Origin of the sequence: Pyxidicoccus xibeiensis (genome assembly GCF_024198175.1) — a bacterium.
Taxonomy (GTDB): Bacteria; Myxococcota; Myxococcia; order Myxococcales; family Myxococcaceae; genus Myxococcus; species Myxococcus xibeiensis.
In genome coordinates this window covers 103,177-117,753 of record NZ_JAJVKV010000019.1, presented here as the reverse complement: position 1 = coordinate 117,753, position 14,577 = coordinate 103,177, and the positions used below count along the sequence as shown (strand labels likewise).

Here is a 14,577-nt window from a genome sequence, read left to right as displayed (position 1 = left end):
CGCGAAGCGCGCTAAGAATCCCCGGTATGGATACCTGGCTGCTCTCCCGGATGCAGGAGCTTCGCGACCTCCAAGGACTCATCGGCCTGGCCACGTGGGACCAGGAGACATACCTGCCGTCCAAGGCGGGCCCCGCTCGCGCCCACCAGCTGTCCACGCTCCAGGGGCTGCACCACGAGCGCCTGGTGGACCCCCGGCTGGGCGAGGCCCTGGCGAAGGCGGCCTCGCAGGACTCCCTCTCCGAGGACGAGCGCGCCATGGTGCGCGTGCTCTCCCGCGAGCGGGAGCGCGAGGTGCGCGTGCCTTCCGCGCTGGTGAAGGCCCTGGCCGAGGCCCAGAGCCGGGCCCTCCATGCGTGGCGCGAGGCCCGCAAGGAGCGCCGCTTCGCCGTCTTCCAGCCCGCGCTGCAGCGGCTGCTGGCGCTGCGCCGCGAGCAGGCGGACGCCTACGGCCACGGCGGCGAGCGCTACGACGCGCTGCTGGAGGGCCACGAGCCCGGCATGCGCGTGGAGCGCCTCACCCCGGTGCTGGCCGCGCTGCGCGAGCACCTCATCCCCATGGTGGCGAAGCTCGCCGCCGCGCCCGCCCGCCCGGTGCCGCGCCTCTTCGAGGGGCGCCACTACGACAAGGACGCGCAGTGGGCCTTCACCCTGCGGCTGCTCAAGGACATCGGCTTCGACCTGGAGGCCGGCCGGCAGGACCTCAGCATCCACCCCTTCACGGGGGGCACGCACCCGCAGGACGTGCGCCTCACCACGCACCTGGACGAGTCCAGCCCGCTGCCCGCCATCTTCAGCACCATCCACGAGGCGGGGCACGGCCTGTACGAGCAGGGCTTCTCACCCGAGCACTACCGCACGCCCCTGGCCAACGCGCCCTCCATGGGCCTGCACGAGTCCCAGTCGCGGCTCTGGGAGAACATCATCGGCAGGAGCCGGCCCTTCTGGGAGCACTACTTCCCCGCGCTGCGCTCCGCCTTCCCGCAGGCGCTGTCCGGCGTGGAGCTGGACGGCTTCCACGCGGCCGTCAACGAGGTGCGCCCCTCGCTCATCCGCATCGAGTCGGACGAGGTGACGTACAACCTGCACATCGCCCTGCGCTACGAGCTGGAGCTGCTGCTGGTGCGCGACGAGCTGCCCCTGGCGGACCTGCCCGCCGCGTGGAACGCGCGCATGGAGAAGTACCTGGGAGTGACGCCGCCGGATGACGCGCGCGGCGTGCTCCAGGACATCCACTGGGCCTGGGGCGAGCTGGGCTACTTCCCCACGTACTCGCTGGGCAACCTCTACGCGGCGTCGCTCCACCGCGCCGCGGAGCGCGCCATCCCGGACCTGTCCGGCCACCTGCGCCGGGGCGAGCTGCTGCCGCTGCGCGACTGGCTGCGCACGCACGTCCACAGCCAGGGCTTCCGCCTGCCCGCGGAGGAGCTGGTGCGCGCGGTGACGGGCCATGGCCTCACCGACACGGACTTCCTGGCCTACCTGAAGGAGAAGTACGGCGCGCTCTACGGCGTGTCGCTGTAGGGGCTGGCGGCCCGGGTAGACAGGGCCCGGGTGTCAGAAGGAGAACAGCAGGGGGCGGCACGCGCGGGCCAGCTGCAGCGCGTCCCGCGCCAGCGCGTACGAGTCCGGGTCCTCCGCGTCCAGCCACGCGGTGCGGGCCACGCGGTTGCCCAGCTCGAAGCACAGGCTGGCGGTGCGGCGGGCCAGCCGGCTCTCCTTGCGCAGCGCGCGCACGTTCAGCTCGCACAGCTCGGCACATTGCCGGAGCAGGCGCACCGCCTCACCGCCCACGGACTGTCCGCGAGCCACCATTCGGGCCATGCCCTCTTCGCACGAGGCCTGACACTGGAGGCTCGCGGCGATGCACCGGGACACGTCCGCGCGCCCGCCGTCCATTCTGGCTCCCAGCATTACGAGCACCTCCCGAAGCGGCGACAAAGCTATGCACGCGACGCCGGGCGGCAACCCGAAGTGGGGGGCCCGGGAGGGCATGTTCACCTGTGGGCCCTGCCAACGCCCACCCGGGCACCGTCCGGAGTCGAGACGTACGTGCATGCGCACATCACGGTACCCTCACCGGTGCGCGAGGCGAGGCGAGACGTGTGGAAGGCGCCTTCCCGGGCTCCCTCGTGGCGATCAGCGGCGGTGCGTCAGTAGCGGCCCAGGAAGCGCTCCAGCCCGGGGCGCAGCGCGGCGCGCTGGGCGATGCACAGGTCCACGCGCTCCAGCGACTGCGCCAGCACGCGCTCGCCTCCCTCAATCTGCCGCGTGTAGGGGCTGAAGAAGTCCAGCGCCTGCTGGCGGTGCGCTGCGTCGCAGAAGGAGCCACCGGTGGCGAGCAGCCACGTGGCGGTGTCGCGCGGCAGTCGCTTGCGCAAGGGCTCGAAGTGCTCGCGGACGAAGTCGAAGGCCACCGAGCGCGTGGGCACCGTGGAGAGCTGGCCGAAGAGGACGGGCAGCGCCTCGCGTGCGTCCACCTCCGGGGCCAGCAGCAGCTCCAGGCTGGAGCGCGCGAGCGCGGTGTCCTGGAACGCGCCCAGGGCGCTGAAGAGGAGCTGGCGCTCGCGGCTCTCGGTGGTGGTGCGCAGGGCCTCCCGCAGCCGCTGGTGCAGGGTGGCGTCGCCTCCGGCGGCGGCGGTGTTGAGCACGGCCCAGGCCTCGTCCGAGCTCAGACTGCCCCGGTCCTCCAGCCAGCGCAGGGCCAGCTTCCGGGCCTCGGCACGCAGGGCGGAGTCCTCGCCCACGTTGGCCACCATCCACACCACCAGGGGGCGCAGCATGCCCTGCTCCTCGCGCTCGCCGGGGCGCGCCACGAAGCCCAGGCGCCGCGCCAGCCCGCCGAAGAGGCCGCGCACGAAGCGCGCACGCTGGGGACGCAGCGTGTCCGGGACGAAGTCGTCGCGCACGCCGCCCACCACGTCCGCCGCGCCGGCCACGAGGTCGGGGTCGTCCGGGCGCAGCAGCCGCGTCGTCAACGACAGGGCCTGGGCCACGTCCAGGTCCCCGCTGGCCACCAGCGCCTGGGCGTCGTCCATCAGCACGAGCCGCTCGGAGACCTCCAGCCCCTTGCCGCCCTGCCGCTCCAGCCGCGCCAGCCCGTCCCCGCGAGGCAGGGCGTGGTAGTAGCCGCGTGCCTCCGCGTTGGGGTGCACCTGGTCGGGGCAGCCCTTCGCGCCCTCCAGCACCAGCGTGCCGGTGGACCCGGTGAGCATGGTGCAGGCGCGGCCCTCCTTCCCTCGGGCCACGTAGCGCACGCACACGGGGACGTGCCAGGGGCGCGCATCCGCGGCGGAGCCCGGTGAGCCCAGCGGCAGGTAGCGCCGCTGCTCCAGCGCGAGCCGGGGCGGCGCGTCCGCGGGGCACTGCAGCTCCATGGCGACGCGCGGCACGCCGGGCCGGTCCAGGAAGGTGGAGAAGGCGGGCGCCACGTCGCGGCCCGCGGCGGCGGAGAGGGCCTGGAAGAAGGCCGCGGTGGTGGCGGTGCCGCGCGCGTGCGCGTCCAGGTAGCGGCGCACGCCCTGCTGGAAGGCGTCCGGGCCCACCCAGGCCTCGAACATGGCCAGCACCGCGGCGCCCTTGTTGTAGGTGATGCCGTCGAAGGCGGCATCGATGTCGCCGGGGGACTCGATGGGCTGGCGGATGGCGCGCGCGCTGACCAGCCGGTCCTCCTTCAGGGCCTGGCCTCGCGCCTCCACGCGGCGCACGTCCCAGCGCCACGCGGGCCTCCACTTCGTCACCACTTTGTAGGAGAGCCAGTCCGCGAAGGACTCGTTGAGCCACAGGTCGTCCCACCACCCGAGGGTGACGAGGTTGCCGAACCACTGGTGCGCCAGCTCGTGGGCCTGCGTCTGGGCGAAGAAGCGCTGGCGCCACGAGGAGTCGCCCTCCACCGGGCCCAGCATGAGCTGCGCGCCGAAGGTGATGAGGCCCGGGTGCTCCATGGCGCCGCCCTGCGAGCCGGCCATGGCCAGCACGTCCAGCTTCGCGAAGGGGTAGGGCGTGCCGAACCATGCCTCCAGCTCCTCCAGCAGCGGTGGCGTGACTCGCGCGGCCCAGGCGGCCTCGGCGGCGCGGCCATGGGGCACCAGCATGCGCACTGGCACGCGGTTGCGGCCCGCGGTGCCCGCGTCCACCACCTCGAAGGGGCCCACCGCGAAGGCGACGAGGTACGAGGGCAGGGGCGGCGTCGGCTGGAAGCGCACCGTCTTCCAGCCGTCCGCGCCGCGCTCCTCCGCGTCCACCGGCGCGTTGGAGAAGGCGCCATCCTCCGCGCGCACGCGCAGGGTGAGCTGCCAGGGAATCTTGAAGGAGGGCTCGTCGAAGCAGGGGAAGGCGCGCCGTGCGTACAGCGCCTGGAACTGCGTCATCGCGTACCAGCGCCCCGCCTCCTGCTCGCGGAAGACGCCGGAGTTCTCCTGCGCGCGGGCCAGGCCCGTGTACTCCACCCGCAGCGTGACGGTGCCGGGGCCCAGGGGCTTCGGTGGCACGAAGGCGATGAGACCCGACAGGGGCAGCGCCATCGCCTGGATGCGCGTGCCGTCCACGAGGAAGGTGGCGTCCTTCACGGTGAGCTCCTCGCCGTGCAGCCACAGCTGCCGCGTGGCCTCGGTCAGGGTGAGCTCGATTTCGGCCGTGCCTCGGAATGCCTCCTGGCGCGGGTCCAGCTCCAACGTCACCGTCTGGCGGAGGGGCCGGATGCGCGCATCCAGGCGCAGGCCCGGGGGCGTGAGGAGGCTGGAGCCCTCGTCCTCGGAAGGGGGCGCTTCAGGGGCCGGGGCAACGGGAGGCGCGGGAGGGGGCTGCTCCCGCCGCGTGGCCGTGCAGCCCGAGAGGGTGAGCACCAGCAGTGCCGCGCCGAGGTATCCGAGCCGCATCGAGAAGGCCTCCACTCGCGAGCCCCACCGCCTCGCGCGAGCGGCCATTTCATCACCGGCGCTCGCGCCGCGATAGCGCCTCGCGCTGGGCCCACCCATGACGCGGTGGGCAGGGGAAGGCGTGTCGCTCCGCGGCGCGACGGCGGCTGCCCGGCTCAGCCGTTGAGCACGGGGAAGGGTGCGAGCACGTCGATGAGCGCCTGCCCATAGAGCTGCAGGCGCTTGTCCCCGAACCACGGCACCTGGGCCAGCTCGTCCAGGCTCTTCGGCGGCGTGCTGGCGAGCATCTCCAGGACGGGGTTGGGCAGCACCACGCTGGGCGTCACCTTGCGCTCGGTGGCCTTCTCGACGCGGAACTGCTTGAGGGCGTCCTCGCGCTTGCGGCGATTCACGTCCTTGGGCCCCTTGGCCTCGCGCTCCGGCTCCAGCTCGCCCCGGCGGGACTTCTCCATCAGCTCCTTCACCAGGTTCAGCAGCTCCTCGCCATGCGTCCGGACGAAGGAGCCGCGCACGCCGGCCATGCGCGCCAGCTCGCGAGGGTTGGTGGGCAGCTTCACCGCGATGTCCGCCATGGCCATGTTGGAGAGCATCCGCCCCATGGGGACGTTGTCCTTCTCCGCCCACTCCAGCCGCTTGCGGTGCAGCGCGTGGGCGATGGCGGTGGCCAGCGTCACCTGCGTGGGCGACAGGCCGGCGCGGGGCAGCTTGGGCTTGAAGTCCGCGCCCACGTCCGGCCGCGCCACCGCCTCTTCACACAGGCGCTCGCAGTCCAGCAGCACCTCTTCCAGGATGCCGGCCTCGCGGCACGCCTCGCGGACGTTGCGCCCCAGCTCGGTGAGGTAGCGCACGTCGTTGGCGATGTAGTCGCGCATGCTGGGCGGCAGCGGGCGGATGGAGAAGTCCGACTGCTGGTGCTCCTTGGGCAGCTCCACCCCCAGCCGCTCGCGGGCCACGTCGGCCAGGCCCACCTTGGGCCAGCCCAGCAGGGTGGCTGCCCGGTGGGTGTCGAACAGGCCGTGCACCCGCACGCCTGCTTCGGCGAGGAACTGCAAGTCTCCCTGGGCGGCGTGGAAGTACTTGGTGCGCGCCGGGTCGGCCATCAACGGAGCAAGCAGGCGCGCGTCCACCCCGGGCTGCAGGGTGTCGAAGAGGAAGACTTCAGTGTCGGTGGCCAGCTGGAGGAAGCACAGCCGGGCGCGGAAAGCGTGCATGGAGTCCGCCTCCAGGTCCACCGCCAGCTCGGGCGCTTCCTCGAGCTTGCGCGTGGCGCTCTGCGCCCCGGCGGCATCCACCACGTCCACGGCACCCTGCGGGTAGGTCGGCATCGGGCTGGGCAGGCTAGCGGACCGGGCCGTCCCTTTGAGGTGTTTTTTCCCGGGCCGCCGCTAGGATGGCCACGCCGATGAACGACGTCCAGCGCCTGGAGAAGAGTCTGCTCGGCCACATGGGCCGGGCCATCGCGGACCACCGCCTCATCGAGGAGGGGGACCGCATCATGGTGGGCGTGTCGGGAGGCAAGGACTCCTACACGATGCTCCATCTGCTGCGTGAGCTGCAGCGGCGAGCGCCCGTGAAGTTCGAGTTGCTGGCAGTGAACCTGGACCAGGGCCACCCCGGCTTTCCCGCCGACAAGCTGGAAGCCTACTTCCAGCGGGAGGGGTACGCCTACAAGCTGTTGAAGGAGGACACCTACAGCATCGTCCTGGAGAAGACGCCTCCCGGGAAGACGCAGTGCTCGGTGTGCTCGCGGATGCGTCGCGGCATCCTCTACACGGCGGCGGTGGAGCTGGGCTGCACCAAGATTGCCCTGGGCCACCACCGCGACGACCTCATCCACACGCTGCTGCTCAACCTCTTCTTCGCGGGCTCCATCAAGGCCATGCCGCCGTTGCTCCGAAGTGACGACGGGCGCAACGTGGTCATCCGGCCGCTGTGCTACGCGCCGGAGAAGGACATTGCACGGTTCGCGGAACTGATGCAGTTCCCCATCATCCCGTGCGACTTGTGCGGCACGCAGGAGAACCTCCAGCGCAAGCGGATGCAGCGGCTGATGGAGGACCTGGGCAAGGAGATTCCGAACGTCCGTCAGAGCGTGCTCAACGCGATGATGAACGTGCGGCCGTCACACCTGCTGGACAAGACGCTCAACCCCGACCCGCTCAACGCGCGGGAGGACGGGGTGCCGACGACGACCGAACCCAACGCTACGCAAGGGAGCGCCAGCCCATGGCTCGAGAGCAGGCAGTAAAAGCGCGCAAGGAGCGCAACGGCGCGCTGGTGGAGGCGATGCTGCTGGCCGCGATGGCCGACGGCAAGGTGTCGCAGCGGGAGATGCAGACGCTGCTCAGCCGCGTGCTGGAGCGGCCGGAGTTCGAGGGCACGAAGCCGGAGGAGCTCAACGCGCTGGTGGAGACGAGCGCGGTGCGGCTGGCGGAGGCCCGGGATCTGGAGGACGTGCTGGCCTCGCTGCGGCGCCGGCTGCCGGACCACAAGAACCGGATGCTGGCCTTCGGGCTGGCGGCGGCGGTGGCGCTGGCGGACCAGCGGGCCACGCGCAACGAGCTGGGCCTGCTGAAGACGTTCCAGGCCGCGCTGGGCATCTCCGAGGACGAGGTGGCGCAGATCATCGACGTCATCGAGAACGGCGGCAGCCTGGCGGAGGCGCTGGGTGAGCCGCTCGAGCGGCTGTTCGCGGAAGTCATGGTGCTGGTGAGCGCGGCGGACGGGCGGCTGAAGGAAGCCGAGGCCCGGGCGCTGGTGGAGAGCTTCGCGGCGGACCCCCTCTTCGAGAACGTCAGCCCGGAGCGCGCGCAGAGCTTCGTGAGCGAGTCGGTGGCGGCGCTGGCGGCCGAGGGGCTGCCGCAGCGGCTCCAGGTGCTGGCGCACGGGCTGAATACCCACCCCCAGCGGGTGAAGGCGTTCCGGCTGGCCACGAAGATTGCCCACGCGGGCGGCGAGCCGAGCCTGGCGGAGCAGCGCATCCTGGACATGCTCCAGGCCACCTTCGGTCTGGCCGACGACGAAGTGGCGCGACTGGGCAGGGAGGGGTAGTTAAGGGGGGGTATGACCCTGCAAGTCCCCTCCACGTCGCGACACTCCTTCCGCTTCGGGCTGCCCCCCTCGCTGGGCAATGAGACGGCGCGGGAGCGCGCGGAGCGGCTGGCGGCGTTCCTCCAGCGGGCCCTCGGCAAGCTGGTGGAGGTCAGTGTGGCGCCCAGCTACGAGACGCTCGCCAAGGACCTGCTGTCCGGGCGTGCGGACGCGGCCTGGGCGCCGCCCTTCGTCTGCGCGCGGATGGAGGCGATGGGCGTGCGGGTGGTGGTTCGCGGGGTGCGCCGGGGGATGTCGTCGTACCGCTCCGCCCTGGTGTGCCGGGCGGGCGCGGCGCTGACGGTGGACCGGCTGAAGGGCACCACGGCGTCCTGGGTGGACCGGGATTCGGTGGCGGGCTACCTGCTGCCCACGGCGTACCTCAAGGCGCAGGGGCAGGAGCCCTCGCGGGCCTTCTTCGCGCAGCACTTCACGGGCTCGTACCGGGGCGCGCTGGAGGCGGTGCTGGATGGCAAGGCGGACGTGTCGAGCGTCTTCTGCCCTCCGGCCTCCACGGGGCTGACGTTCGCCACGGGCGTGGAGGACGTGCTGGGCCCCGGGGCGGGGCGGCGCTTCGAGCTGATTGCCTACACGGACGAGTCACCCAATGACGGGGTGCCCGTGGCCATGGGGCTGCCGCCGGAGCTGGTGCAGACGCTGGAGGGCACGCTGCTGGGGCTCCAGGCGTCGCCGGACGGGGCCGCGCTGCTGAAGGACATCTTCAACGCGGACCGCTTCGAGCCGGCGCCGCGCATGGGCTACCGCGCGCTGTACCGCGTGGCGCTGGCGAGCCTGTAGGCGCCCTTCGAGTGGGCTCAGGCGGCTTGTCGCGCCGGGCCCAGGCTCGATGGACTTCGACCGCCTGCCAACGTGCGTCATGCGTGGCCGGCGCCTTTTCATTTTCCTGCTCAAATGCTCAGGGCAGGATTCGCGCATGACCGAGCTCAAGACGTACGAAGGCGGCTGTCACTGCGGCAAGGTGCGGTACGAGGTGAAGCTGGACCTGACCCAGCCGATGATTGCGTGCAACTGCTCCATCTGCGGGAAGACGGGCAGCGTGCTGGGCTTCGTGCCCGTCGACAGCTTCACCCTGCGCTCCGGGGAGCAGAACCTCACGGACTACCAGTTCAACAAGAAGGTCATCCACCACCTGTTCTGCTCGACGTGCGGCGTGCGCTCGTTCGCTCGCGGCACGGGGCCTGACGGCAAGGAGATGCGCGCCATCAACGTGCGCTGCCTCGACAACATCGACCTCGAAAAGCTGAACGTGATGAAGTTCAACGGCCGGGACCGCTAGGACCTCGGGCTCCTCCCGTCAGAGGAGCCGGTCCATTCCGCGTATGACTCCTGTGAACTCGCGCACCCTGCGAATGGCGAGCAGGGTGCCCGCGACGTAGGGGGTCGCCCCGGGGCCCCCGTCATAGGCCAGGGTCAGTCGCTCATCCTGCTGTCCGAAGCGGATCTCCAGGCCGATGGTGTAGCCGGGAAGGCGGACCGAGTGGATGCGGGACTGGTTCACCGCCGCTCCCCGCGCGGCGGCGTCACCCACGGTCTTCTCCACCGGCACTTCGACCTCGGGAGGCCGGACTTCCGAGAGCCGCCACGCCAGCTCTCGGGCCGTCCCGCTCGGGGCGTCCATCTTCCCCGCGTAGGCGCTGTCGATGATTTCCCACGATGGCAGGTGCCGCGCCGCCTCGATGGCGAAGCGCTGGAGCAGTGCGGCGGTGATGGCGAAGTTGCCCACCGCGAGCACGCCCAGCCTGGCGCTCCTGGCCGCCCCATCGATTTCGCGAATGTCCTCGTCGGTCAGTCCCGAGCTGCCAACGACCACGTGTCGGCCTGCACGGACCGCCGCCAGCACGTTGTCCTTCACGGCCGCGGCACTGGTGTAATCGACGAAGACGTCCGAGGGGACGGCCAGCGCCTCTTCGACGGAGCCGCTGATGGTCAGTCGCCCCAGGGGTTCTCCCCGGGCTCGGCGAGCCACCGCCGCCACCAGCTCGAGGTCCTCGGCGGCTTCGATGGCCGCCGCGAGTGGCTGTCCCACCCAACCCGTCACTCCCGCGAGGCAGACGCGAATCATCGAGCCTGAATACCGCGACTCGCACTCTCAGTGGCCGTCACTGCCAGAGATCGGTGCACTGCAGAACAAGGGCATCACGGACCCGCTGCAGAGGCGTACCGGGGCCGTTTGAGGCTGTGCCGGGCGTGGCGCCTATAGTGGGCCATGTCCGTCGAGTCGTCCGTCCACATCGCATCCCCTGACACGGGTCTCCCTGCCTCACCCGAGCCCCTCAGTCCCGAAGAGGCCCACTACCTCGGCTCACGACAGGCCTTCCTGTCCCTGTCCCCGTCGCGTGGCTCCTGGCTGGTTCTGCTTGGCTCGCTGGTGTTCTTCGTGCTCGTGGCGGCGCGTGAGCGCTCGGCCTGGCACGTGGCGCTACTCACGGCGGTGCTGTTCATCCACGAAGCCGGGCACTGGGTGGGCATGCGCATCTTCGGCTTCCGGGATGTGCAGATGTTCTTCATCCCGTTCTTCGGCGCGGCGGTGTCCGGGCGCAACGTGGGCGCGGTGAGCTGGCATGAGGCGCTGGTCCTCCTGCTGGGGCCGCTGCCGGGGATTGTCCTGGGCGCGGTGCTCGGGGCCGTGGGTGTGGCCACCTCCTCGGCGGACCTTGGCGCGGCGGGGTTGCTGTTCCTCGCTGTCAATGGCTTCAACCTGCTGCCGGTGGTGCCGCTGGACGGTGGGCGGCTCTTCCAGGTGTTGCTCTTCAGCCGTCACCGGCACCTGGAGGTCGCCTTCTCGGTCTTCGCGGGGCTGACGATGCTCGCGCTCAGCATCCCTCTGGGATGGGTGATGGGGTTGATGGGGATGTTCACCCTCTTCGGGCTGATGCCCCAGGCACGGCTGCTGCGCGAGGTGCATGCGCTCCGGCGCTCGGGCCTGGGCTTCCCGGCCGAGTCCTCCGCGCTGGATGAGCCCGCCATGCGCGCGCTGTATGCCTCTTCGGCGGCGCTGCTGACCGTCAGCGGCGAGCATGAGCAGCCCGAGGCCGTCTACAAGGAGCGGGCGCGGGCCATGCAGCGCCTCCACGAGCGGGTCCGCCAGCAGCCCCCGACCTGGGGAAGGAGCTTGCTGCTGGCCACGCTCTGGGGCGGCGGCCTGGTGGTGCTCTTCGTGGGCCTGGTGCTCTGCGCGGTCGCGATGAAGGGCTAGCCCGGCCGACACTCCCACTCATGCAGAAGCAGGGCCCCTCAAGCCACGGGAAGGCCGCTGCTTCTGCACGTGCAGAAGCAGGACGCTTGAGTCGCGCTCCCGTTGCGGAGGGGAGAACGGCGGCTGGCCGTCTCATGAATGAGACGATGAGACCAACCGCTGGACGAGTCACCGCCAACGTCGGTTGTAAACAGGCGTAACGACACGCGTCCAGCGCTGGCTCGGCACATGCTCTTCCAGGCTGCGTCGCAATCACGCGGCGCACTTGAGTAGGCAACCATGGAAACCAACAACAGCAGCATCCCTGCTCCCGCGCTCAACCTCTCCCTGGAGCAGGTCCACAAGCGCATCCTGAAACTGGCGGAGCAGGGGCATCGCAACGCGTACCAGATTGGCCGGCTCTACAACTATGTCGTGGACAGCGAACTGGCACAGGAGGGGGGCTTCAAGGACGCCAGGGATTTCTTCAGACAGCGGGTCAATGTGGTCAGCCAGGCAGTGCTGTCGCTGAACGGCGCCGTGGCGCGGGTCTTCACCGAGGAGCTCGCGTTGAAGTACGGGATGCGCAATCTCTATACGTTGTTGGCATATGCGAAGCTGGCGGGCCTGACCGTGGCGCAGGATGAGCCGGGGGCCCTGCCCATCGCCGTGCCCCAGAAGGACGGGACGTTGCTGTCCAAGCCCTTCGCAGACTGCTCCGTGGAGGAGCTGCAGAATGCCATGAAGCACAAGCGGTCACCCCCGGTCCCTCTTCCGGAACAGGACGTGGCCCGCGTGCAGCGCTACCGCGACAACCTGCAGCGGCACTTCGCCGACAGGCTCAGCATTCGTGTGGATGCACGCAATCACCTGGGGGAACTGCTCATCACCCTGCGAGACATTCCGGAGAAGGACATGAGGCGGCTGGGACTGGTCCTGGTGGACGAGTCTGACCTGGCGATTCCTGGGTCGCAGGTCCACGGCTCGGCGCAGAACGAAAACATCCCGTCCCCAGCCTCTTCGGCGCAGGTGCAGGGCGCGGCGAATGACGGCAACGCGAGGGTTCCAGCCCTCTCGGTGGCTCAGGCGGATGATGGGACCGCCGCCTCTGCGGACGTGAAGGGCCAGGGGCCCTCCGCGGGCAGCCCCATGCCTCCCCCGCCTGCAAGGCAGGAGCGGGGCGGGCCGCGCACCGAGAAGCAGGGAATTGGCGGCTTCATCCGACGCATCGCGGGCGCATAGCGCAGTGGCGAGACTGCCGAGCGTTCTCGTTGTCTCGCCCGGCAATCAGCGGACGGCTGGGTGTGTCCCGGGACCGAGGCTGCGCTCGTTGCGTGGCCGACGTGGGCCGTCTCGCTAGCGGAACTCGTCCACGATGAAGACCCCTGCGCGGTAGGAGTCGAGGACGGCGGTCCCGGGCTTGGACTCGGGCCGCTTCCGCAGTTGCCCCAGTCCCAGGCGGGCGACCGCACACAGGGGCATCTTGTTGCCGCCCTTCACCTGCTGGGCCTCGTAGTACCGGATGGGGCTGCTCGATTGATTCGCGTCGATTTGAACCAAAGCAGCTTCGCCGACGAACATACGCAGGTAGTTCATCGCCTCCCTTGCCTTTTCGGAACACTCCTGCGGCCCAGGTGTCCCATCCGGGCGTAGAGCCACGCCGCTTGTCGCAGTGCCTGCGCAACCAGAGGACGCCACGCAGAGGACAGCGCAACCCAGGAACGCGAACTTGGTGGATTGTGAAGGGCGTCTGCACCACCGCGCCCGAGGCCAGCAAGGAGGCAAGAGCGTGGTCCTCCGAGGTCTCTTCCTTGCGGAAGCGCTCGACCTCCTCTGTCAGGGCCTTCTCCTGCTTGAGGGCATTGCTCAGTAAGCACACACGGGGAGGTTCCCCCCTCATGTGGAGTCACCCTATCGATAGACGGTTTGCGCGAGAGACGCGGGACGGCTGGCGCTACCGCTCGTCATCCCCGTGGCCGCCACTGCTCCGGGGAGGTGCGCGCCTCGGGGCAGGGGCATCCGCGGGCGCCGTCCTCGCGGGCTTCGCTGAAGCGGGCTTCGCGGCGGGAGCCGCCAGCGTCGGAGCCTTGCCGGGGCCGGCACCCTGGCCCTTGCCCTGCGCGGAAGACACTGGAGCCGCCGAGGCCGACGAGCCACCGCCCTTGCCGTGAGCAGCACCCACGGGCGAAGCCGAGGCCGACGAGCCGCCCTTCACGGGCGAAGCCGAGGCCGAAGAGCTACCGCCCTTCACAGGCGCTGCCGAGGCCGACGAGCCACCGCCCTTCACAGGCGCCGCCGACGGAGTCGACCCGCCACCCTTCACGGGCGCCGCCGCCGCCGAGGAGCCACCGCTCGGCCGTGCCGGCTTCGACTCCGCAGGGGGCGCCGCCGCTGCCAGCTTCGCCGCCAGCCGCGGGTCGTAGTGGATGACGGTGGGCTCGGCGGCGAAGCGCTCCTCCTCCAGTTCCTCCGCGTACAAGTCACGCATGAACGCGGCCAGGTGCGCGGGCGTGGAGTGCAGCTTCTGCTGCATGAGGAACTCCTCCAGCGCCAGCTGGACCTCTCCGGCGGAGGAGAAGCGCTCGTCGCGCTTGCGCGCCAGCGCCTTGAACACAATCGCGTCCAGCGCCTTCGGAATGTCCGGCACCACCTCCGACGGCGGAGGAATCTTCGCCCCCACCACCGCCTTGAGCGTGGCGAACTCCGTGTCGCGCTTGAACAGGCGCGTCTGCGTCAGCAGCTCGTAGAACACCGTCCCCAGGCCGAACACGTCCGAGCGGTGGTCCAGCGGCTCGCCCCGCGCCTGCTCCGGGGACATGTACGCGTGCTTGCCCTTGATGGTACCCACCATCGTCTGGGACAGCTTCCCGGACGCCTTCGCCACCCCGAAGTCGATGAGCTTCACACCGCCGTTGAAGCCCACCAGCACGTTCTGCGGCGACACGTCGCGGTGGATCAGCGCCAGCTTGCGTCCGGAAGGGCTGCGCGCGTTGTGCGCCGCGTCCAGCCCCGCAGCCGCGTCCGCGATGATGCGGCACTTGAGCCCCAGGGGGATGGTCACCTTGCGCTGCTGCGCCCGCTGGCCCAGCGGCCCCACCGCCTCGCCGTGCACGTACTCCATGGCGATGAAGTACTGCCCGTCCACGTCGCCCAGGTCGTAGATCTGCGCGATGTTGGGGTGGTTGAGGTGCGCGGCGATGCGCCCCTCGTCGAGGAACATCTCGATGAACTCGCTGTCCTCGGACAGGTGCGGCAGGAGCCGCTTGAGCACCAGCAGCTTCTGGAAGCCCACCGGGCCCTTCTGACGGGCGAGGTAGACGGCCCCCATGCCGCCAACGGCGATTCTCCGGAGGAGCTCATAGCGGCCGAACGTTTCCACGACGGCCGCCACGATAGCCGCGCCGGGCCCGGGGGA

At 70.5% G+C, this 14,577-nt stretch carries 13 protein-coding genes and 1 pseudogene; 7 read left to right on the top strand and 7 right to left on the bottom strand.

Going from position 1 to position 14,577, the window contains the following annotated elements; translation table 11 throughout:
- Nucleotides 1-26: 26 nt before the first annotated feature.
- The gene (locus LXT23_RS44420; protein ID WP_253986582.1) at nucleotides 27-1,523 is read left to right on the top strand and encodes a carboxypeptidase M32; all 1,497 of its coding nucleotides are present in this window, start codon (nucleotides 27-29) and stop codon (nucleotides 1,521-1,523) included.
- Between the two features lie 33 nt (nucleotides 1,524-1,556).
- On the opposite strand, the gene LXT23_RS44415 is transcribed toward LXT23_RS44420, so the two are convergent.
- The 3 genes from LXT23_RS44415 to LXT23_RS44405 all read right to left on the bottom strand — a co-directional run bounded on the left by LXT23_RS44415 (nucleotide 1,557) and on the right by LXT23_RS44405 (nucleotide 6,201).
- Nucleotides 1,557-1,913 (bottom strand): hypothetical protein, encoded by a 357-nt coding sequence (locus tag LXT23_RS44415; protein ID WP_253986581.1) that lies wholly within the window; start codon nucleotides 1,911-1,913, stop codon nucleotides 1,557-1,559.
- A 239-nt stretch (nucleotides 1,914-2,152) separates the two neighbouring features.
- Nucleotides 2,153-4,876, bottom strand: coding sequence for a M1 family metallopeptidase (locus LXT23_RS44410; RefSeq protein WP_253986580.1), 2,724 nt, complete (start codon nucleotides 4,874-4,876; stop codon nucleotides 2,153-2,155).
- Between the two features lie 155 nt (nucleotides 4,877-5,031).
- Nucleotides 5,032-6,201: a ribonuclease D gene (locus tag LXT23_RS44405; protein WP_253986579.1), complete on the bottom strand. Its 1,170-nt coding sequence runs from the start codon at nucleotides 6,199-6,201 to the stop codon at nucleotides 5,032-5,034.
- Nucleotides 6,202-6,266: 65 nt separating this feature from the next.
- Between LXT23_RS44405 and ttcA the strand changes: the two genes are divergently transcribed.
- The 4 genes from ttcA to LXT23_RS44385 all read left to right on the top strand — a co-directional run bounded on the left by ttcA (nucleotide 6,267) and on the right by LXT23_RS44385 (nucleotide 9,263).
- Entirely contained in the window at nucleotides 6,267-7,124 is an 858-nt protein-coding gene (gene ttcA, locus LXT23_RS44400; RefSeq protein ID WP_253986578.1) for a tRNA 2-thiocytidine(32) synthetase TtcA, read from the top strand.
- Nucleotides 7,103-7,927: a tellurite resistance TerB family protein gene (locus tag LXT23_RS44395; protein WP_253986577.1), complete on the top strand. Its 825-nt coding sequence runs from the start codon at nucleotides 7,103-7,105 to the stop codon at nucleotides 7,925-7,927. Before ttcA ends, LXT23_RS44395 begins: the two co-directional genes overlap by 22 nt.
- Before the next feature lie 12 nt (nucleotides 7,928-7,939).
- Nucleotides 7,940-8,764, top strand: coding sequence for a phosphate/phosphite/phosphonate ABC transporter substrate-binding protein (locus tag LXT23_RS44390; protein ID WP_253986576.1), 825 nt, complete (start codon nucleotides 7,940-7,942; stop codon nucleotides 8,762-8,764).
- 136 nt (nucleotides 8,765-8,900) lie between these two features.
- Nucleotides 8,901-9,263, top strand: a complete 363-nt coding sequence (locus LXT23_RS44385) for a GFA family protein (RefSeq protein WP_253986575.1) — start codon at nucleotides 8,901-8,903, stop codon at nucleotides 9,261-9,263.
- 18 nt (nucleotides 9,264-9,281) lie between these two features.
- Here the strand turns inward: LXT23_RS44385 and LXT23_RS44380 are convergent, their stop codons facing one another.
- Nucleotides 9,282-10,049: a 4-hydroxy-tetrahydrodipicolinate reductase gene (locus LXT23_RS44380; RefSeq protein ID WP_253986574.1), complete on the bottom strand. Its 768-nt coding sequence runs from the start codon at nucleotides 10,047-10,049 to the stop codon at nucleotides 9,282-9,284.
- Between the two features lie 144 nt (nucleotides 10,050-10,193).
- On the opposite strand from LXT23_RS44380, the gene LXT23_RS44375 reads away from it, so the two are divergent.
- On the top strand, nucleotides 10,194-11,183 hold the full coding sequence (locus LXT23_RS44375) for a zinc metalloprotease (protein WP_253986573.1): 990 nt from the start codon (nucleotides 10,194-10,196) through the stop codon (nucleotides 11,181-11,183).
- A gap of 279 nt (nucleotides 11,184-11,462) precedes the next feature.
- Nucleotides 11,463-12,404 (top strand): hypothetical protein, encoded by a 942-nt coding sequence (locus LXT23_RS44370; protein ID WP_253986572.1) that lies wholly within the window; start codon nucleotides 11,463-11,465, stop codon nucleotides 12,402-12,404.
- A 114-nt stretch (nucleotides 12,405-12,518) separates the two neighbouring features.
- Here LXT23_RS44370 and LXT23_RS44365 read toward each other — a convergent pair whose 3' ends face one another.
- From LXT23_RS44365 to LXT23_RS44360, 3 genes and pseudogenes are all read right to left on the bottom strand, one after another.
- Nucleotides 12,519-12,881 carry a hypothetical protein gene (locus tag LXT23_RS44365; RefSeq protein ID WP_253986625.1) on the bottom strand — a complete coding sequence of 121 codons (363 nt, stop codon included), beginning with the start codon at nucleotides 12,879-12,881 and terminating at the stop codon, nucleotides 12,519-12,521.
- Nucleotides 12,882-12,897: 16 nt separating this feature from the next.
- A pseudogene (locus LXT23_RS50915) lies at nucleotides 12,898-13,005 on the bottom strand (DUF2381 family protein); the annotation flags it as partial.
- Nucleotides 13,006-13,116: 111 nt separating this feature from the next.
- Complete coding sequence (locus LXT23_RS44360; protein ID WP_253986571.1) at nucleotides 13,117-14,541, bottom strand: serine/threonine protein kinase; 1,425 nt, start codon at nucleotides 14,539-14,541, stop codon at nucleotides 13,117-13,119.
- Nucleotides 14,542-14,577: the final 36 nt, after the last annotated feature.